Genomic DNA, 22,071 nt, shown 5'->3' on the forward strand with positions numbered 1-22,071 from the left:
TCGAGACCTGCAAAGCCAATGGCATCGACCCGTACGGCTATCTCACCTGGCTGTTCCGGTGCCTTCCACTAGCGAAGACCGTCGATGACTACGACGCGCTGCTTCCCTGGAAGATGCCCTCCGGACCCCGCTGACCTGCATCGCTACCACACCTCAAGCGCTCTGCCACCTTACTCTGAAGGGCGTCGTTCGTGGATCGCATACGATCAATCGTCCTCTTTGTCTGCCCAGATCGCCTGGACTTTTTTTCTCAGGATCAGCAGCGCAGCCGCTTCCGCCAGCGCCTTCTCCTTGCGCTGCAATTCTTTCTCGAGCTGCTGGATACGCTTCCTGTCCTCTTTCGACTGCTGGCGCTGCTCGCGTGCCTGCTCCCCGGCATTTGCATTGGCCGAACGGCAAGCCGCTCGCCAGGCAGAGACCTGTTCCGGATAAAGGCCCTTCCGACGGCAATACTCGGCCAACTCCGCTACATTGAGCGGCGCGGTTTCCAGCACGACTGCAAACTTGTCCTCCGAAGACCATCCTTCGGGATTTTTCCCATCGCCAGGCACAGCCAACCCTTGTCCTTTCGCCTGTCGGCGCCACGTGTACAACGTCTGTTCTGTAATCCCCGTTTCTCTGGCCAGCGCCGAAACCAGCGCATTCTCCGGCGGCATCATGCGTCGCACCAGCGCTTCTTTTCTTTCAGCTGAGTAGGCTTTCATTCACCCTGATTTTACCGCCCCCGGACCATGCCTCTAAGAATCAAATCACACGACAAGTAGTCTGACGCCGGGGGTATCAGGTACGCTCCGGAGTAAGCTCGTTCCGATCAAGCCCCGCATGTCCGGGCACATTGTTTCGCCGTTGCGGCGGTCCACAGACGCTTCAGAGCGATGTTGGTGCTGTCATGGCGTCTGACAAAAACCAGGTCGTACGTGGGAGTGGGGTTTTCCACCGGCACAAAAGCGATGTCCATCGCACGTGCGCGAGCCACCCATGGTGGAACGAGGGTAACGCCGACACCAGCGCCAACGAGAGCAAGCACGGTATGGAGATGATGCGCTTCCTGAGCTACATATGGGGCAAAGCCGGCATCAGCGCAGGTCGCGATAATGATCTCAAGCAGACGGGATTGAATGGAGGTCGGAAACAGTACAAACGCTTCACCCGTCAGGTCTTCGAGTCTTATCGAGGGTCGAGATGCAAGAACGTGTCCGCGTGGAAAGACTGCGACAAGCGGCGAAGAAACAAAGACCTTACTCTCCATATTTTCGATTTGGACTGGCCCCGGAAGGAGTCCGATGTCAATCCGCCTGTCGAGAAGCGCCGTGATCTGCTCTGAGCGATTCATTGTCTGCAAACAAAGCTCGACGTCTGGATATCTCCGCGTATAGTCGCGAATGAGAGGGGGAAGCAACGTACAGATAGCATTGTCAACAAATGCCATCCCGATGCGGCCACGGGTCCCTGCTATTGCCTCCTTAGCGATACGCGTCGTTTTGTCAGCCTGTTCAAGCAATATACGACACTCATGTAGCATGTAGTGTCCGGCTTCGGTGAGCCGGATTTCATGAGTGTTCCGATCAAACAGGTCGATAGCAAGTTCATCCTCGAACCGCCTGATCTGTTGACTGAGCGCTGACTGAACGATATTCATGCGCTTTGCGGCACGACCAAAGTGCAGATCTTCTGCCGCTTCAACGAAGTAGCGGACCCGTCGCAAATCCATAGTGTTTGGCTCCATCTTCGCAGTAACAAGGGCGGGGTTGCATTTGGCCAGAATTGCGCGAGTAACTTCCGTTGGCGCCTCAATCGAGCACTTTTTCCATTATAGGCATGATGATCTGGCCGCATCCTGAGATGCTGTTTGAGCAAGCTCCTTGAGCGTGATTGATGGATCAGCGAGCCGCACGGGATCGATGACCATGCGATCCTGTACCAGCGCACGGCCCTGCACATAATCTTTGACTGCGTTAACGCAGTCAAGCGCGATTACTCGCTGATTCTTTAGGTAGACCACTGAAAAACTTCGATTCTGGGGACTACCGCGTACGATAGCCCGATCATGACCGCTCGACAGGCCAACCGTTTGCATGCGCAAGTCATACTGATTCGACCAGAACCACGGTACGGCTTTGTAGGGCACCGGTTCCCCTGTGATGAACCCGGCGATTGTGGAGGCCATGTCGTTGGCGTTCTGGACCGATTCCAGTCGAACTGTCAGCCCGTCGGCAAAGCTGTTCGGATGTAAGGCACAATCGCCGAGCGCAAAGACGTCCTGCAACGACGTGCGTCCATATTCGTCGATAACGACGCCATTCGTGACGTGAGCTCCGGCGGTTCGTAGAGGATCGACCGAAGGGCGGATACCAATGCCGACAATCAGCATTTCGGCGGCGATTGTTTCACCTTTGTCGGTGCGAACGCCGCAGACTCTTCCGCCCACGCTTTGGATTTCCTGGACAGATGTGCCGAGACGCAGATCGACGCCGTGAGCACGATGCTCCTGTTCGAAGAAGTGTGAAACGGTCTCGCTCGTAACCCGCGCGAGAACGCGATCGCGTGCTTCGGAGACGGTGACTTTTTTCCCTAGCTTTCGGAATGTTGCTGCGGTTTCCAGTCCGATGTACCCCCCACCCACTACTGCGACGCGCTCGGTGTGATCCAGTTCCTGAAGTATCCGGTCCACATCTTCGCGGGAGCGAATCGAGTGAATTCCAGCCACGTCGTGTCCGGGGCAGTTGAGACGCTGTGCGTGGCCCCCAGCCGCCCAGATCAGCTTTCGATAGCGCAGTGTTCCTCCGGCCGAGGTGGTCGCGGTGTGGAGCACTGGATCAATCGAAACTACGGCGTTGCCGGTCAGCAGGTTGACGTCGCGGTCTGCCCAGAATTTACCCGGCCTGATCAATATGCGTTCGAGCGTTTTTTCGCCAGCGAGATAGTCCTTCGAAAGAGGAGGGCGCTCGTAAGGATAATCAACCTCTTCTCCCACCATTGCGATGGTTCCAGCAAAGCCACGGTGCCGCAAGGCGATGGCAACCTGGGAGCCACCGTGACCGGTTCCCACGATAAGTATGTCATAGTGACCTGACATCATTGTCTCCGCTGAGTATCTTTTGAAATCTGGACAATGAATAGCTGACGGACTGGGGCGATGGTCATGAAGGAGAAGCGCAGGGCGCACTCCAGGGCTGCGTCCGAGATTTGTTGTGGCCAGCCTCAGCTACTTGTCGCAGTACGTTTGGACTGGATGCGCATTCCACCCGCGTATAGGTAAGCGCGCTGTTCAAAGGGTTAGTGCGTTATTTGTGGACTCTAGGCGTTACCGGATTTTGCGTCCATTAATTAATTGTGATCGAGACATTACCGTTAGTTATCTGCAATACACTTTTTTCAGAAAATCTGGCACCGCGCTCATTAGGCATCCTTCCGGAGGGTCGCTTGATTCAAAAAGGCACTTTTTAGTGCTATCGGGTGACAAGGAAATGCAGTTCTTTTTTATGGTGCATCCAACCAAGCTCCGGTACGAAGCGCAAGTCGAAGGCGCGCGGTAGAGCGCGTTAGACTCGACGATTGGCGTAAAGAGACGATTTTATTACCTGCTCGCACGCTATCAGTTTCGGTTAGTATGAGTTTTAGGTCTATCGTGACGCCGAAGCCGGTTTTGAAGTGTCGCTGGCACGAGGGCGTGGTACGGAGCTATGGGGCTAGTGGATGATGTTGCTGCCATGCTTATCGAGCGTGTGCTGACCTGCTACGACCAGCAGCCCAGCTCTGCGGCAATTTGGATTGTCTTTGAGTGTCTGGTTGACGCTGATGGAACCCACCCCGTCTTCTGCCGATAGCCAAATCCGTAGACTGGATCCGAGACTGCTGATGTGCTACGCCCGTAGGCTGGCCGTTTGGTCTATACAACGGAACCGTTTCACGGAACGTACGTACGGCCTGCGTTGACAGTCAGAGTATCGTTCAGCAGTGCAAGTAGAAGTCGCCTTTCGTGCACCAGCAATTCGAACAAGGTCCTGCACGTAACATTCTCGCCGAACGCTGAGGAAGGCGCACGAGCTTTCCCACGCAGAGTCGTGCGCCGCCTTCAATCAAACGGTAAGTCGTCTACTAGCCACGTAGCGTACCGTCAACCACGATCAGCGACCGTTTATGTAAGGCGTCAGGTAGGTCTTCACTGATTGGACACCAGGGACGTCTTTTGTCACCTCGTCGGCTTTCGCAATTTGACCGGGATCTGGGACGGTTCCATGGAGAGTGATAACTCCACGCTGTGCGGTTATGAGCACGTTGCCTGTATCGATGTGTTGCGCTTCGAGCGCGCGGCGGACGTCCTTTGACAACTGCCGGTCAGCGCGACGCTGCTCCTTCTTTGTAACCGGTACAGATTGAGTCTCTTGCGCGACGCTAACGACGGGGATGGCCATGGAGGTACCAACCAGAAAAGCAGAAACTGCAAGTACACCAATAGTCCTACTTGCCTTCGGATTCATGGACGGCTCCGGTTTGAGTGAAAGAGACACTCGTGACTTCTGGTGAAGAGATGGAAATCCTGTAGCTACATGGGTTGACACTGATAGTTTCATCGGTCGGATCTGCGACCCGAGGCATGTCAGGTGGGTTGCTGTGATTTGAACGTTGTGAATCCGATGCCAGAAATGGATGTCCACTCCTGAACGCTGCGCTTCCTGATTACATGGAGAGTTGGCTCTGGTCTAATCATGTTCGCTTTGCGCAGGACAGATATGGCGAGTTCACGAAAGCCGAAGTCATGATGCAACGGGACCGTTCCAGATTGACGCACGGTTGCTCTGATCAATAGCACGCTTCGGTTGTTACCGGAAACTTGCCACATGATCCGTCCCGGTTCGACGTTGATTTTGCGATCGATGACGAGGGACTAATTTCGTAATCGAACGCGCGCTTTCGATTTGGCACAGCGCCAGGCCTCGTTGCAAGTTTGCATCCGTAAATGCCTGTATCGGCGTCTGGTGAGGATGCGTTCAGGTGCGGGGTGAAAAAGCGCCGGCGCGGTGGGGTGCAGTCCGTGGTGCACGACAAGATGATAGGCCATCGCGAAACTCCTGCGCCGTTCATTGGATGGCCGAGTCACATTCTCTGATTTATTTTCAATACTCGATCAGCATTTCCGTGCGCAATTTTCGCACGATCGGCGGGAGAGACCGGCATGGTCTCAAAGAACGCCCTGCCTTGTGAGTTTTGACTGAACGGATAATCGACGCTAAACATGATACGGTCGGTGCCGAATGTTGTCAGCGCTGTTAGGAACGGCGGCGTCGTAAAAATGCCGCTCGTTGTAATGTAGACACGATCAACGATCGTCTCACTGACTGGTCTGCTCAGGCCGCCATGCCCGATGAGAATGTCGTCCACCCGGCCAAGCATGAACGGAAGCATCTCTCCCATATGGCCAACGATCACGGTCAGCCCTGGGTATCGCTCAAATGCGCCGGTCAGGACCAAGCGGAGGACATGAATGGCGGTTTCGGAGTGCCAGCCAAATGCTCCTGAGGCGAGTAATGCACTCGCCGGACCCGGCAGGCGGTCGTAGTAGATATCGTAGACGGTCTTGGGTGGCAGATTGGGGTGAATGTAAATCGGCACGTCCAGCGCTGCGGCCCGCTCCAGTACCGGGCAGAATCGAGGATCGTCCAGAAAGCGGTCTTCCGTCAGTCCGTTGACCATCGCGCCGCAGAAGCCAAGATCACGCACGGTACGTTCCAGTTCGTCGGCGGCTGCGTGGGGCTCGCGCATGGGCAGATGCGCAAAGCCACCAAATCGCTCGGGGTGCCTGCGCAGCGCTGCAGCGAGCGTATTGTTGGTTTCAGTCGCGAGGCGTATTCCCTCGTTCCCGTCGAGCAGGTCGGCCCCAGGCAGCGATGCAGAAACGACCTGGTAAGTGATGCCGTGATCGTCCATATCCTGGATACGACCGCTATCCAGGTCCGCTAGCGTGGCCTTGCGCGGGGCCGTGAATCCGGGATTTGTACGGAGGTCGAAATAAGCCTCCAGGAGTGAGGGGGCGATGAAGTGCTCTTCGAGGGCGACAATACGCATGATTTTCTCGACGGGGATAACGTTCACCATGTCCGCTGCAGTCGTTTCAGGCGCAATGGTGAAGAAGTGAAGAAGCTGCGTCGACTGGTTGCCAAGCCAGGTAGCCGGTAAGTGGGCTCCTGCTCCTGACCTGGCTCCCCCGGGCGGGACGGCGTTTATTGAGGTCAGTATTTGATCCCGATGGCCTTCGTCTCCGTGTAGGCCTCGATACCTGCTTTGCCCAACTCGTAGCCGATGCCGGACTGCTTGAAGCCTCCAAAGGGGAGCGCACCGAGGTCGCCACCGTTGATCTCGATGATGCCGGCGTCGATCGTTTGGGCGAGTCGGTGTGCATGGCCTAGATCCCGCGTCCAGATGGCGGCGGCGAGGCCATATTCCGAATCGTTGGCCATCTCGGGAAGTGCATCGAGATCGTTGTCCGAGAACTTCGAGACACAGAGCACGGGTCCGAAGATTTCTTCACGAACGACTGACATGTCCCGACGCGTATTGGCGAGCAGCGTTGGCTCGATGAAATATCCCGGACCATCGATGGCCCGCCCACCCGTTACCACTTCCGCTCCCTCCCGTTTGCCGGCAGCAATGTATTCGAGCACGCGCTTGCGCTGGCCTTCGGAGATCAACGGCCCCATCTCCGTGTCGGGGGAAAGGGGCGCGCCGATCTTCACACTCCTCGCGCGGGCCTCGAAACCTTCCACCACCTGGTCATAGACCCGTTCATGGACGAAAAGCCTTGTGCCCGCAGCGCAGAACTGCCCGGTCTTGAAGAAGATGCCCGATGACACGGCATTGGTGGCCGCCTCGATGTCGGCATCAGGGAAAATGAAAACCGGCGATTTTCCGCCGAGTTCGAGCGTGACGCGCTTGAGCGTCCCCGATGCGTCCACGAGGAGCGACTTGCCCGTGTCCGTCGAACCGGTGAAGGCGATCTTCGCGACGCCGGCGTGCCTGGCCAGTGCGCGCCCGGCGACGCCGCCTTCTCCTGTCACGACATTGAATACGCCCGGAGGGATGTCAGCTTCGACCATCAGTTCGGCAAGGCGCAGCGCGGTCAATGGAGCGAGTCCGGCAGGCTTGAGCACCATGGTGCAGCCGGCAGCCAGGGCGGGTCCGATCTTGAACATGGCGAGAAGAAATGACGCATTCCAGGGCGTGATCGCGCCGACCACGCCGATCGGTTGCCGAAGGGAAAATGACAGTGCGCCCGGCCGACTATCGCTCATGGGCACGTCGCCGCCCACCTTGTCGATCCATCCCGTACTGTGCCGGAGCACGTCGATTGCTCGTGCGATATCACCGTAGCGGGTGTGGGTGACGGGGTTGCCGCCGTCGATCGATTCCAGCGTTGCGAGTTCGTCTACATTGCGTTCGATGGCGTCTGCAAGCGCCAGAAGCCTGCGCGTGCGAGCCGCGGCGGGCATCGTCGACCATCCGCCCTTGAAAGCCTTGTCGGCTGCGAGCACGGCGCGATCAATATCTTCGGCGCTCCCGGCTGCGACCGTCGTCAACGTGCGTCCCGTTGCTGGCTCGATGACATCGGTACGTCCCTGACCTAGTGCGTCGGTCCATTTGCCGTCGATGAAGAGGTTATGTTGCCGCTGGATGAAGCCGGAGCGCAGGCGCGCTTCGTGTTCCGCAAACTGGTTGCTCATGGGGTTTGCCTCTTGGGGATCAAGACAACGGCCGGGTATGGATTCCTGGCCGAACGAAAGGGTCTTCAGGAAATCTTGTATTGGCCGCCGTCGACGACGAGTGCTTGCCCGGTGACGAATGCCGCGTCGTCGCTCGTGAGAAAGAGGACCGGGCCAGCGATGTCGGTTGGCTCGGCAAAACGCTTGATCGCCTGCTGCTGCCACACGCTTTTCTTGAACTCGTCCGGCACACCGCTCGTACCGGGGGTGTTGGTGAGCGCAGGCAGGATCGCATTGACGGTAATACCGTCAGTTGCAACATCATTGGCTAAACCCCGGGCAAAACCGATGACGCCCATCTTGGCAGCCATGTAATGGCTCAGGCCGGTGATGGCGATGCCGATCGAGTTGGACGAGAAATTGACGAAGCGCCCCCATTTCCTCTGGCGCATGCTGGGAAGGAACTGTTTTGCGCTGAAGTAATGCGAGTCGAGATTGACGGCGAACGTCCGCCGCCACGCGTCCAGGTCGAGCTCGTCAATCACGATATTTGGATAGATACCGGCGTTGTTCACGACAATGTCCACTTCACCTAGATCGCGTTCGACGAACTGCGCCACGTGTTTCCAGCCGCTTTCGTAGGAAATGTCGGCTTCGATCGCAATGGCGGTGCCCCCGATCAGCGAGGCGGTTTCGACGGGCTTTTTCAAATCGACCAGCGCGACCTTCGCGCCATGCGCCGCCAGGCGGACGGCAACCTCCCGTCCGATACCTTGTGCCGCGCCGGTCACGACCGCTATCCGGTTTTTGTGTGTCTTCTCAGTCATGTTTTCCTCTGAATCGTTTAGAAGGGAAGGGAGTGGCCGGCGATACTGCGTAGCAGGCGCCCCAAAAGGTCTGCTTATGAAGCCTTGGTCGAAGCCTGCCGGGCTTCTTCCGCGACATCGCCCAGATCTGTAAGCTTGAACTGGCGGATAAGGTCCGGGCGACCTTCGCGCACCTTCGTGACCCAGTTCGGGTCGGCGATGACGCTTCGACCGACTGCAATGAGATCGAACTCGTGCCCGTTGAAGCGTTTGGCCAGGGCCGGAAAATTGATGTCCGGCGACGCGTCTGCATCCTTGCCAGAGAAGCTTTCGACCATGTCGACGGTCAGGCCCACGCCCCCAACGGCAATGACGGGCTTGCCCGAGAGTTTCCGCGTCCAGCCCGCAAGGCCGAGGTCGGAATCAGGCCATTCGGGATCTCCGAAACGGCGGGTCGATGCGTGGAAAAGATCCACGCCCGCTTCGTCGAATGCGCGCAGCATTACTGAAAGCTCGTCGGGCGTGGTTGCCACGCGAGCGGTGTAATCCTGCAGTTTCCATTGTGAGAACCGCAGGGAGATCACAAAGTGGGACCCGACTTCGTCGCGAACCGCACGCACGACCTCCACCGGAAAACGCGCGCGGTCGCGTATGTCAGGGCCGCCATACTGGTCGTCGCGAACATTCGTGCCAGCCCACAGGAACTGGTCGAGCAGATAGCCATGGCAGGCGTGGATTTCGACGCCATCCGCGCCGATCCGCTTGGCGATCCGTGCTGATCGGACAAAAGCATCCTTGACCGCCTCCAGGTCTGCGATGGTCGCAGGGTTTCCGACAACGGTGCCGGGCTTCATGAGGCCGGAAGGGCTCAGGACAGGTGCCGTTGCAAAGTAACCGCCGTCCGGCGCCGCGACGAGTGCGCCCTCGTGGCCGATTTGAGGAAAGAAGTGGCCGCCAGCCTCGTGTACGGCATCGATGCATCTTGCCCACCCGTCCGCCGTGTCCTCCGCCAGACGGCCATATTTTCTCGTGCGTGTTGCCGATGGGTGATCCACCGCGACGCATTCGGTGATTGTGAGTTGCACGCCGCCGCGAGCACGTGCCGCGTAATAGTCGGCAAGACGTTGGGGAGCATGACCGTCAGCGCACCAGCCGCGCTGCATGCCAGGCATGATGAATCGATTGGCAAGTGAGAGACCTGCGATCGTGATGGGTTGGAAAAGAGCCAACATATCGATGTCGGTGTCACTTCGTGTCGGACTGGTGTTTTCCAGTGTCATTGGATTGAACTCCTGAGTTTTTGCATATGAAATCCGCAGCGTAAGGGGGCAGATGAGCTGCACGACAAAATGCAAGTTTCATAATAGCAGTATAGAACACAAATGCAATAATGAAAATTGCATTTTGTCGATCTACAACCGGTAGACGGAGACCGGACTGTTGATGAGCGGGGAGGCAGGGCGCTTGACGATGCCGGGAGGCGGACGGTGGATCGGCCGTTCGGGAAGCAGGTCCTTTCAGATTTGCTTCCGACGGGGCGATCGGAACTTAAGGCGCTGCCCTCCTGCACGATATATTGCAAGTGTTATTATTGCAATAAGGGTGATCGATGAGTGATGACCTTCCGTGGATGGGACGATGGAGATGGCATGATCGATCTACGTTTCCCGACAGCACTGCAGATGGTGCTTGGGATCCAGATAGCCGAAGAAGACGGGGTGCGATGTACGAGCCAGAAGCTCGCCGACTCGCTGGGCGTCAACGCCAGCTTCGTCAGGAAGCTTCTCGTGCCTCTGACTCGCGATGGGATAGTGGCGTCCTCATTGGGCAAGAATGGTGGTGCTCGCCTCGCTCGATCTCCCGCGACGATCACGCTTCGTGATATTTACTGCTCCGTGACTGATGACAAGAAAATCTGGATCGCGCGGACTGCTGTGCCATGTCAATGTGTGGCAAGCGCAAATATTGTCGAATTCTTTGAGTGTATCGCCGGCGAGGCCGATGCCCTTGTGCTCGATATGCTGGGACGTCGGACAGTGGCCGACAGCATTGCAGAAATCCGGAACCTGGAGCGAACACGGATTGGTCGGAGCAGGCGATCAAACGCAAGCCGATAACACTGATGACGCGCTGCCGCCATCGGCGCGCGCAAGCGCTACCCGGTCCTAAATCTGCGATCGCGCGATCTCGACCGGGTATCGTAGCTACTCTTCGAGCACAAATTCGCGTTCAGGAGCGATCCGGACGCCACCGCGGGCGATCCGGTCCTTGTCCAGGCGCAGTAACTCCTTGAGTGCCTCGGCGACGTTGCGGCGCTCTAGACTAGCGAGGAGAGCTTTGTCGGCGTCTGCCGCCACTTTCTCAAAGAGAGGCTCGATGTTGGCGCTCACCCGGCACCGAGGTGAAACAGATGGACGCGCGAGCAGGAATCGCTTCTCTCCAGTGATCGAGGCGTAGATGTCGCGCAGTGTAATGCTGGCGGCGGGCCGTGCGAGACGCAGCCCTCCACCTTTGCCGACCGAGGCGTCGATAATGGCGTCCCGCCTTAGTGGCACCAGGAGTTGACGTACGAAGCTGGGATTTGCGTTAAGGCCGTCAGCTAGTACCTTGCTCGTGCATCGGAAACCCTCCTGGTCGGCAAGCGCCACGCTCAGGACCATCTGAAAGGCTGTCGAAAAACGGAAGTCGATCATAGCTCGTCGATTCTATTCGCGGGCGGCCGAGACAGCGCGCAAACATAATGTAATGATTGACCTTGCATTATACGCGGTCTATATTGCAATTATGATTATTGCTTATTACGTCAGTGCAGCCGATCGCTGGACTCGCACCTCACTACGAAAGGAAGACAACCGCTATGCTGGGCCATGCCCCCACCACGGCAACTTCAAATCGGCTTCACGGAACTCGTTCGGGGGTTTTGTTCACCCCGACCAAGCTCGGCAGTCTCGAGCTGAAGAATCGCATCGTCATGGCGCCGATGACCAGGGCCATGTCTGCGCAAGGGATACCCGGTGAGAACGTCGCACATTACTACCGCCGCCGGGCAGAGGCGGGGGTTGGCCTCATCATTTCTGAAGGTAGTTTCATTCCACATTGGAGTGCTTCGCACGAGGAGAACGCACCCCGCTTTTATGGTGACGATGCGCTGGCGGGATGGAACCGTGTCATTGACGAAGTTCACGCTGCGGGCGGACGTATGTTCCCGCAGCTATGGCATGTCGGTCTGGTTCGCAAGCCGCAAGTCGAGGGTGCCTCAGGACTATTCGACGAAGATGCCGAGGCATCGAGGCGGCTCGGCCCATCCGGCATCATTGGCGGTGGAGGACTGCCCCTGGCTCAAGTTCGAGCACCGGCGACTGAACGCGAAATAGGCGAGATCATCGAAGCCTATGGTAATGCCGCTGCGTCGGCGAAACAGCTCGGTTTTGATGGAGTCGAAATTCATGGAGCTCATGGTTATCTGATCGACCAGTTTCTCTGGGCGGAGACTAACAAGCGAAGTGACCAGTACGGCGGCGATCGTACAAAGCGCAGTCGCTTCGGGGTAGAGGTCATTCAGGAAATTCGCCGTCGTGTCGGCTGGGAGTTTCCAGTGACCTTGCGTTTGTCCACGTGGAAGAACCAGTCTTACGCTGCAAGCCTCGCCACAACGCCATCGGAATGGGCCGAGATCGTTACGCCGTTTGTCACAGCTGGCGTGGATGGCTTTCACCTCTCGCAGCGACGTTTCTGGGAGGGTGCGTTCGGGACCGAACTTAACCTCGCTGGATGGACCAAAAAGCTGACCGGCAAGCCGACAATCACGGTCGGATCAGTCACCCTGAATAACTCGATGGCCGAGATGTTGCAAGGCAAGGACAGCGAACCCGAAGACAATCTTGCGTTGGTGTACAGCGCGCTCGAGCGGGGCGATTTTGATCTTGTCGCGGTAGGTCGTGCCCTTCTCGCCAATCCCGATTGGCCGGAGAAGATCAGGAAGGGGGCGACGTTGCGTTCCTACACGAGGAGCATGCTGACGAATCTTGACTGATGGGGGCGGCGGCGGCACGGAGATGGCGTCCCGATGGCGGTGACGCAGTTTGCAGCACGGACGCAGCCGACGCCGGAATATCGCGTCACAAGGCCCGCAATTGCCGTGGCGAAATGTGCGGACAACGGGTCATTGCCTTAGTGATGCATCTCCATTACCGGGCCAACTCGCTGTTTGCCGGTTCGACGCGAGCGGGCCAACGCTTAGGGTTGGAGGCTCCCCCGCGCGTGCTCATTCGTCAGCTTTGCCGAGGCCACTCCATACGACCTTGACAGCCCTGCGGAACGCATGCATCCGCGAAGCTTCGTCTTCACTCCAGCGAAGAAAAATAACCAGGCCTTGGCAACTGGACACGATCAATGCACCCCGCAATTCGCGTTCTTCCATCGACAGCTCTGGATTGATTTCGCCGACGAGTTGGGCGAAGAGCCTGGTGAACCGTTTCTGTGCCTCTACAACGACATCGCGCGCGAACGATTCGTGCAGCGCCAATCCCCAACTTTCGACGATACCTGCTGATAGTCCAGGTTTGACAAAGTCTGCGAATGCATCGTCGATGATTGATTCGAGCCGCGCCTGCGGAGAGCGGTTTCTGTTTTCGACAAACTTCCGAAAGCGTTCGAAGTATCGTTTTGCAATCTCCTCGGTCGTGGCACGCAACAGTGCTTCACGGGTCGAAAAATAGTGCTGTAACGTGCTCAGACGAATGCCTGCATCGTTGGCTACGCGATTGATCGTGTACCCTGCGTAACCCATCTCAATCAGCACATTAATCGAAACATCAATGATCTCGGGCACACGGCTTTCCCGATTGCCGCGCTGCCTGACAGACGTTGCGGTCTGCGGATCAAATATCGCTGTGGAACTGAGGGTCAGTTTTTTCACTTGCACTCCGTTCTGAGGCGCTGACTGTCTCGCCGTTCAGCATAAAGTTAGCGTCCGGCGGCGGCTATTACGCTGCCCAGTGGGACAACAATCAAGAAGCCAATTCTGCACCTCCTGGACATCGCGTTTGCTGTGGCTGCTGCCGGACTTGTGTAACAGGTAATAGGTTATCTAACCGTGTTTAAGTATAGGTTGAATAACCTGTTTTTCATAGGCGATGATATCGGAAATGTCAGATTTAACGGGGGTTTTCAGGCGCTATCGTTTACCCGAACCATTCAAATTCGGTGGTTGACTTATAGGTTATGTAACCTATATTTGTTGACAGGTAATCGACACGCCGACGCGCTGCTCTGGCCACAGAGTGGCGTGACGTGGTGGCACCGCAGTCAGAGGAGGCGAAATGGGTTCCGGCGAGAAGTGCTTGCGAACGCTGGTCGGCAAGTGGTTTGGCCCTTCCGCGGTGACGACGATCCGCGTAGTCGAGTTCAGTCGCACACGAACGGATGGAAAGCGGTACGTGCGCATCGGCGAGGCACGGGTCGACGGAAGTTTGACCATCGTTTTCTTCCGGCACGATGACGGTTCGTGGAACGTGTTTCCGGCAAAGAGAAGCGCGCCGGCGATGCATGCATACCCGCTTGCGGCGTGAGCGATGAGGCGACAGGCAGGTGATCTGAGGAGAAGGCAATGAACATCCTGAAATTGGCTGGGGATGCTGGCATGCTAGTCGTACTTGACGCCAGAATCGGTTGCACCGAGTACCGAAGTGTCCATGGAACTCTCGATGCATTTCAGCGTTTTGTTCAGGCATTGGAATCAGCATTGACGAATGCCGACAAGCCCGACGGGCCAGAGTGTCGGCGCGACCTGTGCGCGGAGTCTTCGTCATCTTGAAGGAGTGGCGTCGAAGCACTGCCAAGGGAGCTTTCGACGCGATGCGGAATACTGGTCTCGCCGCAGGTAGCGAAACTGGATCCGCAGTAGGACACGCTGATGCCGGATTGTGTTCGCTCACACCGGAAAGCAAGTTCGCTCGAGGGAAGAAACTGATGAAGATTTCTGCAACCTACGCCTGGGCTACGATGCTTACTGCGATCGCCGCTGGTTTCCCACCGGTCTCGTCCTATGCCTACGCGCTCGATTCGCAGCTCAACTGCAAATCGAATGCACATGCGTTTATCGCCCCGCTGCTAAAGGACAGGTATATCGATCCGAATCCGATGCGCGTCGAAGCGAACTCGGTCAACGCATTTCGACCTGTGCAAGGTAGCAACTTGACAGCATTTGGGTTTCGCGTTTCCGCCATCCTCGGGTACAAACAGGATGATGCACTGTTCAAACGCGGACATGGCCAGCCTTTCGCAGACTCAGCCTATGGAGCGGTAGTAATTGGCGCCGCCGAGTCAGTAGAAGCGCTTGCGCGCCAGTACGGTAGCCGCGCCGTCATTCATCAAGTAGTCCCTCTCTTGCTAACGGCCATTTTCTGCAGCGGACCATGACGCGTCATTGAAGCAGTGCAATGCAAGCATCACACCGCCTGCGCGCCGGTATCGGCGACTTGTAGTGCTCTCGGAGGAGAGTGAACCAAACCGTGGGAGGTCAATTCACGCCGCCCGGCGCGCATTCGGCGAGTTCGCAGCTACAGAGGTTTTGGTCAACCCGGCAAGTTTCTTACCCGGGGTATTCGTCCTTTTCGTGCTAAATCTGGCGGTTTGATTTGATTTTCCTTTTAAAAACAATGGGGTGGCGAATTCCCCATTTTGCGGGAGCGCATCCTTTTGATGCAAAATCTAGCGGTTGTGTTCGACCGCGTCCGATCGGCGAGCGCGTGATTGAGTGCGGCTAGCAAATCCGCACCATGCGCTTGGTGTTTGCGTGCACGTTTCGTCGCAGCTACGGCTTCTGTGACGAGAGGCGCGTTGTCCCGTTCAACTCCGTCGTCACGGCTTTATAGAACCGCTTCACGATCCGGCCAAGCGTCGCCATGGCGTTGCGTCGAGCAGCATCTCGAGATAGCGGTCGATCGGAAAGCTCAACGTCCCGCGGAAATTGACATGTGCGAAGTGCGCCGGCCCCATCCGCCGCAGCCAGTCGTCGTCAACCCCTTGACCCTTGCTTCGCCAACGATCAAGGGTTGCCTGGATACGCTGCGTATTCCATGCAATGACCAGATTTGTTAGCAGCGTCAAAGAGCCGGATATCGCGATCATTTCGTCGCGGCGCCGTCCGCGCTCCGGCGCGATCTTGCCGGTATAGATCGCGCGCTGCAACTGATGGACCGATTCGCCGCGGTTGAGCAGCGTATGCATTTCTCGCCTGAATTCAGTGTTGCTGAAGTAATCGCACAGGAAAAGCGTGCACAGCAGTCTGCCAAGGTGGTCTGCTGCCCGGTACACCGGGTCGCCCTGCGCCGCGCTGCCGAACCGCTGCAATGCGACCAATGCGCTCACCCGTCCCGCATGAATCGATGCGACGAGGCGCAGCAGTTCCGTCCAGCCCGCGCGAATCGCCTTGATGGAGATCTCGTAGGCGACGACCGCTGCCAGTCCCTCGGGCGCAGCCACGCCTTTCGGCAGATGCAGTTTGCGTTCCGAGAGGTTGCGCAGACGCGGGCAGAGATCAAAACCGAGCAGCTTCGACACCGTCATGCCTACGTTCGTGTATCCATGCGTGTCTACTGAAAGTCGCAACAGTCCGCCGTCGTCGCGGTTCTCGTTGTGGCGGATCACGCCCTCGATCGCCACTCCAGCCTGGCGTTCGTTCAGCACGATGGGCTGGTTATAGACAATGCCATGCTGATCCAGCACGTGCGTGTACATGCCCACCGCATGGGTGCGACGTCGCGGATCGACCCGCACATAGACGAGGTGCGGTGACGTATCCAGGCTCATTGAGTCGCTCGATGCCTGCCGTCCGGTACCCCAGAGTTTCGTAATCGGATGCGTACGCTGGAACTCCACCACGCGATCGTTTGCACGCGGCAGCCGACCGGGCATCTCAAGGAAGCGCATTGCCGTCGAAATGTGCGCCGGGTCCAATTGCGGGATCATGGCGGCAACGCTTTTCGCGTCCAGTTCCGTGCCATGGGCGATCAACGCAGCATACAGCTAGACGAGTTCGTTCGCATCGTGCGCCTTGCGTGACCGGAGCACTTCACTGAAGCCAGTGTGGGCATCCATCTCCATGATCATGTCGGAGAACTGTGCGGTGCCGATCTCCCTGAATATCAGATCCCGCGTGCGTTTCGGTATGCCATCGGTCGGCAACGCTTCGATCGCCGACAGGTGCAGCGCGCCGTCGGTGCCGATCGCCACGCGGTCTGCCTCGCGCGCTTCCTCCAGCGCGGCCAGGCCTGCCTTGAGGTGTTCCGTCAACCGTTCGAGGAACGGCTCCGCGGTTCCCGGCAATCCGAGCGACGACAGGTAGCGGTCGCGTTCGTTTTCCCGTTGCGCGGGTGGAATCAGCAACTGGTCGCGCTCCCGGAACGACAGGCTGTGGTTGATCCAAACCGAGCCGCGGCGAAGCCCCTTGCGCAGACCCGTGATTGCCGATGCCTCCAGTGCCCGAAACGCGCGCGTCCGATCGTCACCCAGGACGAGATCGCGCCAGGCGGCGCTGACCGGCACATCGCAGTCGGGCGGCAATTCGGTCGTGCCGCTGTCATGCAGTGTGCCGATAAGTTCGAGCTGTCGCAGGCTCGGTTCCGCTTCGCGGCCCACGAAGCCTAGCTCACGTAACGGCCCCAGCAGATTGCGGATGCGGTGATGATCGTCGGTGAGCGTTTCGCGTACGCTGGCTGCGTGACTTGCCTGTGGCCTGTCCTCGAGGTCCTCAAGCAACTTGCCAATATCGTCGAGACGCTCTTGCGCCGTACGCTTGCTATCCTGAACCAGAGCCTTGATCGCGACCAGTTGCTGCCGGTATTCGATAGCAGAGCGTGCCTGCCGGACCGTCGTGCCATCGTAAGCCTGCCGTACGAGGTCGGAGACCCGGCGCCCTGCTTGATAGAGTAGCGCGTCCGTCAGCTCGAGCAGCGTGATGCGCAGGAAAAAGATCAGCTCGATGGTGCGGGTCGACTCCTTGAGTTCGCGGACCTTCGCAGGACGGCGAGCCTGGATACGCTGCGCGTATGCGTGCTGCTTTGCGATTGACACGGCGTCGAGTTCCCACGTATGCGCGCCGAGCTCTTTGAGGAACCGAACCTTCTCAAGGGTTTCGGTGAGCGTCGTGGTGCTGTGTCGTGCCGGCGGCATCTTAAGCCATTCGAGAACTCTCGTGCCGGAGGTCCCGTGCTGGGCAGAGAGGACAGCATCGGCGTGCATCAACTGCGTTTCCGTGACCGTTGCCTCGATACGTGCAAGCAGACCACGTTCAACATCCGACCAGATCGCACGGCCGAGATCCCGCAGTTTCCGCTCGGCAGATATCAGAATGCGACGCTCATACAGCCAGCAATGGGCATGCTGGAGCAACTCGTCGACGGTGAGTGATTCGGTGGCGTCCTGTCGCATCCGCGCTTTAAGTTCCGCCCAATGGCTCGGTCCGATCGACGTGATGCCGAGATATTCGCAAATCCAGAGCTGATGTTCGTACAGTGTCTTATAGCGCTGATAGAGCGTGCGGAGGGAAGCGATCGTCGGGGTGGGCAGGCTGAGCCGCTCGCCGACATAGCGCAACAGCTGGCGTGGCAGTGTGCCGACATGATCGAGAGTGTGGCCACTGGCACGCAGAAAGACCAACTGGATCGCGACGCCAGCACGGTGATCGCGCCGAAAGCGCTCGTTGACTGCGGCAACGTCGCTGTCAGTCAACGCGAAGTAGCGCTCCACGTCGAATTCCGAAAGTCGGGCGGGCAGGCGATCGTGTCCCACATAGCGAAATTCCAGACCTGGCATCTCCGCCTCCCGACAAGGTCGCGCGATCCGTAATCGCGGGCAGCTATGTTATCGCAGATACTTTTGGGACCTCCTGACAACAGTCAGAGCCGCTGGCAGCCTTATAAATAAAGGCTCTGCGGAGGAACCGCCAGATTTGGCACGAAAAGGACGATTACCCCATTACGGAATACAACACGGTGGTTCGCGACAACGTCGCAAAAGAGCGGGCAGTGTCTAGCGTGCTGGTGACCTTCAAACTGCAGGTGCAGGAGTGGAAGGACATCCTGTTGCGCGGCAAGGACCCGGCGAAACTCGAACACGGATGGGCCGCTTTCGAGCAGCAGGAGCGCTCCGTCGACGACCAGACCCGCGCGCTGCTATCGAATCTCGACGAAGGCAAGGGCCGTGCGTTGGTGGAGCAGTTCGCGGCTGCACATTCGACGATGGGCCTCGGCTATCGGAAGGGTTTTGAAGCCTTCAAGGCCGCGGCTTTCGATCCCACAGCCGGCGACACCGCTGTCGCGGGCGTCGATCGCGAACCGGCGCACTTGCTGGCCCAGGCCGCGCAGGAGATCGCGGCGACGAGCGCGGCCGTGTCGACGAAAGCGGCTGCCGACGCGAGGCAGGCTTCGGCGATCAGCGTCGCGCTGATGCTGGTGGCGTTCAGTGCGGGGTTGGGTGGGGCGGTCATGTTCAGTCGCTCGATCACGCGGCCGCTCAATCGGGCGCTGGATGTCGCGCGCACCGTCGCGCTCGGCAACCTGACGACCGAGTTTCATGCGACAGGTTCGGATGAGATCGCAGACCTACTCGCCGCACTAAAGGATATGCAGATGAGTCTGTCGAGTGTGGTCAGCAATGTGCGGCGCAATGCAGAAGGGGTGGCGACAGCGAGTTCCGAGATCGCGGCGGGCAATCTGAGCCTGTCGGCACGGACCGAAGAGCAGGCGGCATCCCTCGAAGAAGCCACATCCAGCATGGAGGAACTGACCAGCACGGTGCGGCAGAACGCGGGCAACGCCCGGCATGCATCGACGCTCGCGGGCACCGCCTCCGAAACGGCCACGCGCGGTGGCGATGTGATGGGGCGCGTGGTCGAAACGATGGCGGGTATTTCGGAAAGCTCGTCGAGGGTCGGCGAGATTATCGGCGTCATCGAAAGCATTGCGTTTCAGACAAACATCCTCGCGCTCAACGCCGCAGTCGAAGCCGCGCGCGCGGGCGAACAGGGGCGCGGCTTTGCCGTCGTCGCGAGCGAAGTGCGCACGCTCGCGCAGCGCAGCGCCGGCGCCGCAAAGGAAATCAAGGCGTTGATCGAGCAGTCGGCGAGCCGCGTGGATACCGGCAACGAGCTGGTGCACGGCGCAGGCGGGATCATCGCGGAGATCGTTCAGTCGGTGCAGCAGGTGACGGCGATCGTGACGCAAATTTCCTCAGCGTCCGACGAGCAGACCACCGGCATCGAACAGGTCAACATGGCGGTCAGCCAGATGGACGAAGTGACGCAGCAGAATGCGGCGCTCGTGGAGCAGGCGTCGGCGGCTGCGCAGTCGATGGCCGAGCAGGCGACGGCGTTGCGGGAAGCGGTCGCGGTGTTTCGCATCTGTTGATGTTTGTTAGTTCTGCTAGCCGTGCTCATTGGGTTTGCTAGCGAAGGAATGGCTGTAGGCCATGCCCGATAAGGCTCGACGGGCGAATGGCGGTTCTTCCTTCCGTTGCGTTTCAGCAACGAGCGCGCAGCAGGTTGTCCGCTAATTTTGCTAGCGCGTTCAGCGTGTCCTCTAATTCGGCGAATGTGGTTGCCGAGCGGCGCGATAGGTACGTGGGCCAGAAGCGGCAGTAAGCGTAAATGTCGAGGTCATTTTTTTCGATCCTCAGACGGGACCCATCTCAGTACGCTGATCAGAAACTCCCTAAGGTATGGCACTTTAGGCGTCACTTCGGCGGCCTTCAACATTCCTTGGGTGGATTTCGGTAAGCGCCGTGTCGTGCTGCGCTTATTGAGCCGTTCCGGGCAGTGAGTTCGTGTTCTGGTGGAAAAGCCGCGCTAGCAGAATTAACGGACAGCATTAGCGCTTCAATGGACACCGCTAGCAAAATTAACGATCTCCAACAGCGGCACATCTTTCCGTTCGGCCAGCGACAGGCCGATCTTCTCCGGCTCAAGTTGGCGATAGGGACGTTCGAGCTCACAGATTTCGAACGTATCTGTTTCATCCCAATCGGTGGTGATCTCAACGCGAATTGTGATTTTCATCCCAACCCTCCGGCGGCCATGGCTGCCGCAATCCTGGGCGCCCTGCGCTGAAACCCGAAGTTTTTAACGCTCCCGTTTGTGAAACTGGATGGCCACCGGTTTCTTGCCGACTTTTGGGCCAATTAACGTGTGATGACGGCGGGCGAGCGACAGGAAATGCCAGGAGCACCGCGGCGCTCCATGGGCTGATCGATACAGGTCTCAGGAAAGAGGCATGGCCAGAAGTACAGTGACCGTGGCGGAAGACAAATTCTTGAGTGCCCGGGCTTCACCTGGCGCGAGACGGCATGAATCGTTGGTACGTAGTACCTCCGTACCGGCTGACGTTTCCACGGTCAGCTCGCCTGACAATACGACGTAGTGCTTCTCGACGGCAGATGCAGAAAGCGATGTGTAGCCGCCTGGCTGAATCGTGGAAACGCCAAGCCACAGCGTATCCGACTCTCCTGCCTCATGCCCTTGTAGCCTCACGCACCGCATCGAAAAATGGTTGTCCGGGAAGTACTCGGGCGCCGAGCCGAATCGTGTGACGTTCATGGCGTGAGCAGAACACGGTCGGTACTACCGCGCAACACCGCCTGATAGGCACGAGCGGCATCGTCGATCGAGAACACTGCCGCCTGATTGATCGGGAATGGCTTCAACCTTCCACCCACGAACAACGGCAGCAACTGGTCCAGGATTTGGGCTCCATCAATGCTATTCAGCGCAAGCGTGTCGATACCGACGTACGTATGCTGACCGCGGTAAAAAGCAAAGATGTCGAACGGGACTGCGCGATCGATCGTGGAGATGAAGATCTGGGTGCCGCGTTTTGCCAGCGCCGCGTTAGCCTGTTCGAAGTATGGGCTGCCTACCGTGTTATAGATAATATCGGCGCCGTGGCCGCCTGTACTCTCACCCACGACCTCCGCAATCTTCTGCGACGACGCATCGATCATGACCACCTCGCCATTTGCATGCCCGAGATAGTCTTGAGCGGTACGTTCGACACCGAATACCTTTGCGCCGGCGTTCGTCGCGAGCTGAATGGCGGCTTGACCGACCTTGCCGTTTGCGCCGAACACAAGTACGACATCGCCTTTTTTCACCCCACCGGCACGGCGCAGTCCTTCGTATGCCGTAATGAACGGCACGCCAACGGAACCCGCTTCCTCCATCGTCAGATTGGCGGGTTTCTTGCGCACACCCGCAGCAGGGACAATCAGATAATGGCCATGCGATCCGTTGCGCCGGATGCCGAGTTCGCCTCCGCTTCCCCAGACTTCCTTGCCGACCAGATCGGCAGGGCCTTCGAGCACGATCCCCGCATAATCACGGCCAGGCGTACGTGGCCACACTGCGTGCGGCATGCCACCGAGTACGGCCTTCACGTCGCTTGGGTTGACGCCCGCGCTCACCACTTGTACAAGGCATTCGCCGACACCGGCGGTCGGTACCGCCTGGGGGGCGATATTCAGGTCGAGTGAATCGATACTGGCGCTCGGCGCTGTAACATGTACTGCTTTCATAT

The 22,071-nt window shown here is 58.3% G+C and carries 17 protein-coding genes and 3 pseudogenes; 6 read left to right on the forward strand and 14 right to left on the reverse strand.

Going from position 1 to position 22,071, the window contains the following annotated elements; translation table 11 throughout:
- A partial coding sequence (locus FVF58_RS44175; RefSeq protein WP_149675897.1) for a transposase domain-containing protein occupies positions 1–134 on the forward strand: 134 nt, incomplete at its 5' end.
- A 70-nt stretch (positions 135–204) separates the two neighbouring features.
- Here FVF58_RS44175 and FVF58_RS44180 read toward each other — a convergent pair.
- From FVF58_RS44180 to FVF58_RS44215, 8 genes and pseudogenes are all read right to left on the reverse strand, one after another.
- Positions 205–704: pseudogene (locus FVF58_RS44180) on the reverse strand (transposase); the annotation flags it as partial.
- A gap of 107 nt (positions 705–811) precedes the next feature.
- Complete coding sequence (locus FVF58_RS44185) at positions 812–1,711, reverse strand: LysR family transcriptional regulator (protein ID WP_188131143.1); 900 nt, start codon at positions 1,709–1,711, stop codon at positions 812–814.
- A 99-nt stretch (positions 1,712–1,810) separates the two neighbouring features.
- Positions 1,811–3,076 (reverse strand): NAD(P)/FAD-dependent oxidoreductase, encoded by a 1,266-nt coding sequence (locus FVF58_RS44190; protein WP_149675900.1) that lies wholly within the window; start codon positions 3,074–3,076, stop codon positions 1,811–1,813.
- 1,051 nt (positions 3,077–4,127) lie between these two features.
- Positions 4,128–4,481, reverse strand: coding sequence for a BON domain-containing protein (locus FVF58_RS44195; protein WP_188131144.1), 354 nt, complete (start codon positions 4,479–4,481; stop codon positions 4,128–4,130).
- A gap of 616 nt (positions 4,482–5,097) precedes the next feature.
- Positions 5,098–6,096, reverse strand: coding sequence for an amidohydrolase family protein (locus tag FVF58_RS44200; protein WP_149675902.1), 999 nt, complete (start codon positions 6,094–6,096; stop codon positions 5,098–5,100).
- A 134-nt stretch (positions 6,097–6,230) separates the two neighbouring features.
- Positions 6,231–7,718: an aldehyde dehydrogenase family protein gene (locus tag FVF58_RS44205; protein WP_149675903.1), complete on the reverse strand. Its 1,488-nt coding sequence runs from the start codon at positions 7,716–7,718 to the stop codon at positions 6,231–6,233.
- 65 nt (positions 7,719–7,783) lie between these two features.
- Positions 7,784–8,524 carry an SDR family NAD(P)-dependent oxidoreductase gene (locus FVF58_RS44210; RefSeq protein ID WP_149675904.1) on the reverse strand — a complete coding sequence of 247 codons (741 nt, stop codon included), beginning with the start codon at positions 8,522–8,524 and terminating at the stop codon, positions 7,784–7,786.
- Between the two features lie 74 nt (positions 8,525–8,598).
- On the reverse strand, positions 8,599–9,783 hold the full coding sequence (locus FVF58_RS44215; protein ID WP_223191218.1) for an oxidoreductase: 1,185 nt from the start codon (positions 9,781–9,783) through the stop codon (positions 8,599–8,601).
- Positions 9,784–10,152: 369 nt separating this feature from the next.
- Here FVF58_RS44215 and FVF58_RS44220 point away from each other — a divergent pair, with 369 nt between their 5' ends.
- On the forward strand, positions 10,153–10,620 hold the full coding sequence (locus FVF58_RS44220) for an RrF2 family transcriptional regulator (RefSeq protein WP_149675905.1): 468 nt from the start codon (positions 10,153–10,155) through the stop codon (positions 10,618–10,620).
- Between the two features lie 87 nt (positions 10,621–10,707).
- Here FVF58_RS44220 and FVF58_RS44225 read toward each other — a convergent pair whose 3' ends face one another.
- Positions 10,708–11,196 carry an Rrf2 family transcriptional regulator gene (locus FVF58_RS44225; RefSeq protein WP_149675906.1) on the reverse strand — a complete coding sequence of 163 codons (489 nt, stop codon included), beginning with the start codon at positions 11,194–11,196 and terminating at the stop codon, positions 10,708–10,710.
- A gap of 164 nt (positions 11,197–11,360) precedes the next feature.
- Between FVF58_RS44225 and FVF58_RS44230 the strand changes: the two genes are divergently transcribed.
- Positions 11,361–12,536 carry an NADH:flavin oxidoreductase gene (locus FVF58_RS44230; RefSeq protein ID WP_149675907.1) on the forward strand — a complete coding sequence of 392 codons (1,176 nt, stop codon included), beginning with the start codon at positions 11,361–11,363 and terminating at the stop codon, positions 12,534–12,536.
- A 231-nt stretch (positions 12,537–12,767) separates the two neighbouring features.
- Here FVF58_RS44230 and FVF58_RS44235 read toward each other — a convergent pair whose 3' ends face one another.
- Positions 12,768–13,421 carry a TetR/AcrR family transcriptional regulator gene (locus FVF58_RS44235; RefSeq protein ID WP_149675908.1) on the reverse strand — a complete coding sequence of 218 codons (654 nt, stop codon included), beginning with the start codon at positions 13,419–13,421 and terminating at the stop codon, positions 12,768–12,770.
- Positions 13,422–14,111: 690 nt separating this feature from the next.
- Between FVF58_RS44235 and FVF58_RS44245 the strand changes: the two genes are divergently transcribed.
- Positions 14,112–14,318 carry a hypothetical protein gene (locus tag FVF58_RS44245; RefSeq protein ID WP_149675910.1) on the forward strand — a complete coding sequence of 69 codons (207 nt, stop codon included), beginning with the start codon at positions 14,112–14,114 and terminating at the stop codon, positions 14,316–14,318.
- A 155-nt stretch (positions 14,319–14,473) separates the two neighbouring features.
- Positions 14,474–14,923 carry a hypothetical protein gene (locus tag FVF58_RS44250; RefSeq protein ID WP_149675911.1) on the forward strand — a complete coding sequence of 150 codons (450 nt, stop codon included), beginning with the start codon at positions 14,474–14,476 and terminating at the stop codon, positions 14,921–14,923.
- Between the two features lie 462 nt (positions 14,924–15,385).
- Here FVF58_RS44250 and FVF58_RS54575 read toward each other — a convergent pair.
- Positions 15,386–18,319 (reverse strand): annotated as a pseudogene (locus tag FVF58_RS54575) (Tn3 family transposase).
- A gap of 161 nt (positions 18,320–18,480) precedes the next feature.
- Here FVF58_RS54575 and FVF58_RS54365 point away from each other — a divergent pair.
- A pseudogene (locus FVF58_RS54365) lies at positions 18,481–19,911 on the forward strand (methyl-accepting chemotaxis protein); the annotation flags it as partial.
- Between the two features lie 467 nt (positions 19,912–20,378).
- Here the strand turns inward: FVF58_RS54365 and FVF58_RS44265 are convergent.
- The 3 genes from FVF58_RS44265 to FVF58_RS44275 all read right to left on the reverse strand — a co-directional run bounded on the left by FVF58_RS44265 (position 20,379) and on the right by FVF58_RS44275 (position 22,069).
- Positions 20,379–20,558, reverse strand: coding sequence for a hypothetical protein (locus FVF58_RS44265; RefSeq protein WP_149675913.1), 180 nt, complete (start codon positions 20,556–20,558; stop codon positions 20,379–20,381).
- 201 nt (positions 20,559–20,759) lie between these two features.
- Positions 20,760–21,095 carry a cupin domain-containing protein gene (locus FVF58_RS44270; RefSeq protein WP_149675914.1) on the reverse strand — a complete coding sequence of 112 codons (336 nt, stop codon included), beginning with the start codon at positions 21,093–21,095 and terminating at the stop codon, positions 20,760–20,762.
- Positions 21,092–22,069 carry a quinone oxidoreductase family protein gene (locus tag FVF58_RS44275; RefSeq protein WP_149675915.1) on the reverse strand — a complete coding sequence of 326 codons (978 nt, stop codon included), beginning with the start codon at positions 22,067–22,069 and terminating at the stop codon, positions 21,092–21,094. Before FVF58_RS44275 ends, FVF58_RS44270 begins: the two co-directional genes overlap by 4 nt.
- Positions 22,070–22,071: the final 2 nt, after the last annotated feature.

The sequence above is a fragment of the Paraburkholderia panacisoli genome (assembly GCF_008369935.1).
Classification (GTDB): Bacteria; Pseudomonadota; Gammaproteobacteria; order Burkholderiales; family Burkholderiaceae; genus Paraburkholderia; species Paraburkholderia panacisoli.

What these genes read in the sequence shown, in the direction of transcription:
- FVF58_RS44270 (WP_149675914.1), bottom strand. Translation starts at nt 21,095, where the DNA reads ATGAACGTCACACGATTCGGCTCGGCGCCCGAGTACTTCCCGGACAAC.
- FVF58_RS44200 (WP_149675902.1), bottom strand. Translation starts at nt 6,096, where the DNA reads ATGGTGAACGTTATCCCCGTCGAGAAAATCATGCGTATTGTCGCCCTC.
- FVF58_RS44195 (WP_188131144.1), bottom strand. Translation starts at nt 4,481, where the DNA reads ATGAATCCGAAGGCAAGTAGGACTATTGGTGTACTTGCAGTTTCTGCT.
- FVF58_RS44190 (WP_149675900.1), bottom strand. Translation starts at nt 3,076, where the DNA reads ATGTCAGGTCACTATGACATACTTATCGTGGGAACCGGTCACGGTGGC.
- FVF58_RS44185 (WP_188131143.1), bottom strand. Translation starts at nt 1,711, where the DNA reads ATGGATTTGCGACGGGTCCGCTACTTCGTTGAAGCGGCAGAAGATCTG.
- FVF58_RS44265 (WP_149675913.1), bottom strand. Translation starts at nt 20,558, where the DNA reads ATGAAAATCACAATTCGCGTTGAGATCACCACCGATTGGGATGAAACA.
- FVF58_RS44210 (WP_149675904.1), bottom strand. Translation starts at nt 8,524, where the DNA reads ATGACTGAGAAGACACACAAAAACCGGATAGCGGTCGTGACCGGCGCG.
- FVF58_RS44230 (WP_149675907.1), top strand. Translation starts at nt 11,361, where the DNA reads ATGCTGGGCCATGCCCCCACCACGGCAACTTCAAATCGGCTTCACGGA.
- FVF58_RS44225 (WP_149675906.1), bottom strand. Translation starts at nt 11,196, where the DNA reads ATGATCGACTTCCGTTTTTCGACAGCCTTTCAGATGGTCCTGAGCGTG.
- FVF58_RS44215 (WP_223191218.1), bottom strand. Translation starts at nt 9,783, where the DNA reads ATGACACTGGAAAACACCAGTCCGACACGAAGTGACACCGACATCGAT.
- FVF58_RS44250 (WP_149675911.1), top strand. Translation starts at nt 14,474, where the DNA reads ATGAAGATTTCTGCAACCTACGCCTGGGCTACGATGCTTACTGCGATC.
- FVF58_RS44245 (WP_149675910.1), top strand. Translation starts at nt 14,112, where the DNA reads ATGAACATCCTGAAATTGGCTGGGGATGCTGGCATGCTAGTCGTACTT.
- FVF58_RS44220 (WP_149675905.1), top strand. Translation starts at nt 10,153, where the DNA reads ATGATCGATCTACGTTTCCCGACAGCACTGCAGATGGTGCTTGGGATC.
- FVF58_RS44275 (WP_149675915.1), bottom strand. Translation starts at nt 22,069, where the DNA reads ATGAAAGCAGTACATGTTACAGCGCCGAGCGCCAGTATCGATTCACTC.
- FVF58_RS44205 (WP_149675903.1), bottom strand. Translation starts at nt 7,718, where the DNA reads ATGAGCAACCAGTTTGCGGAACACGAAGCGCGCCTGCGCTCCGGCTTC.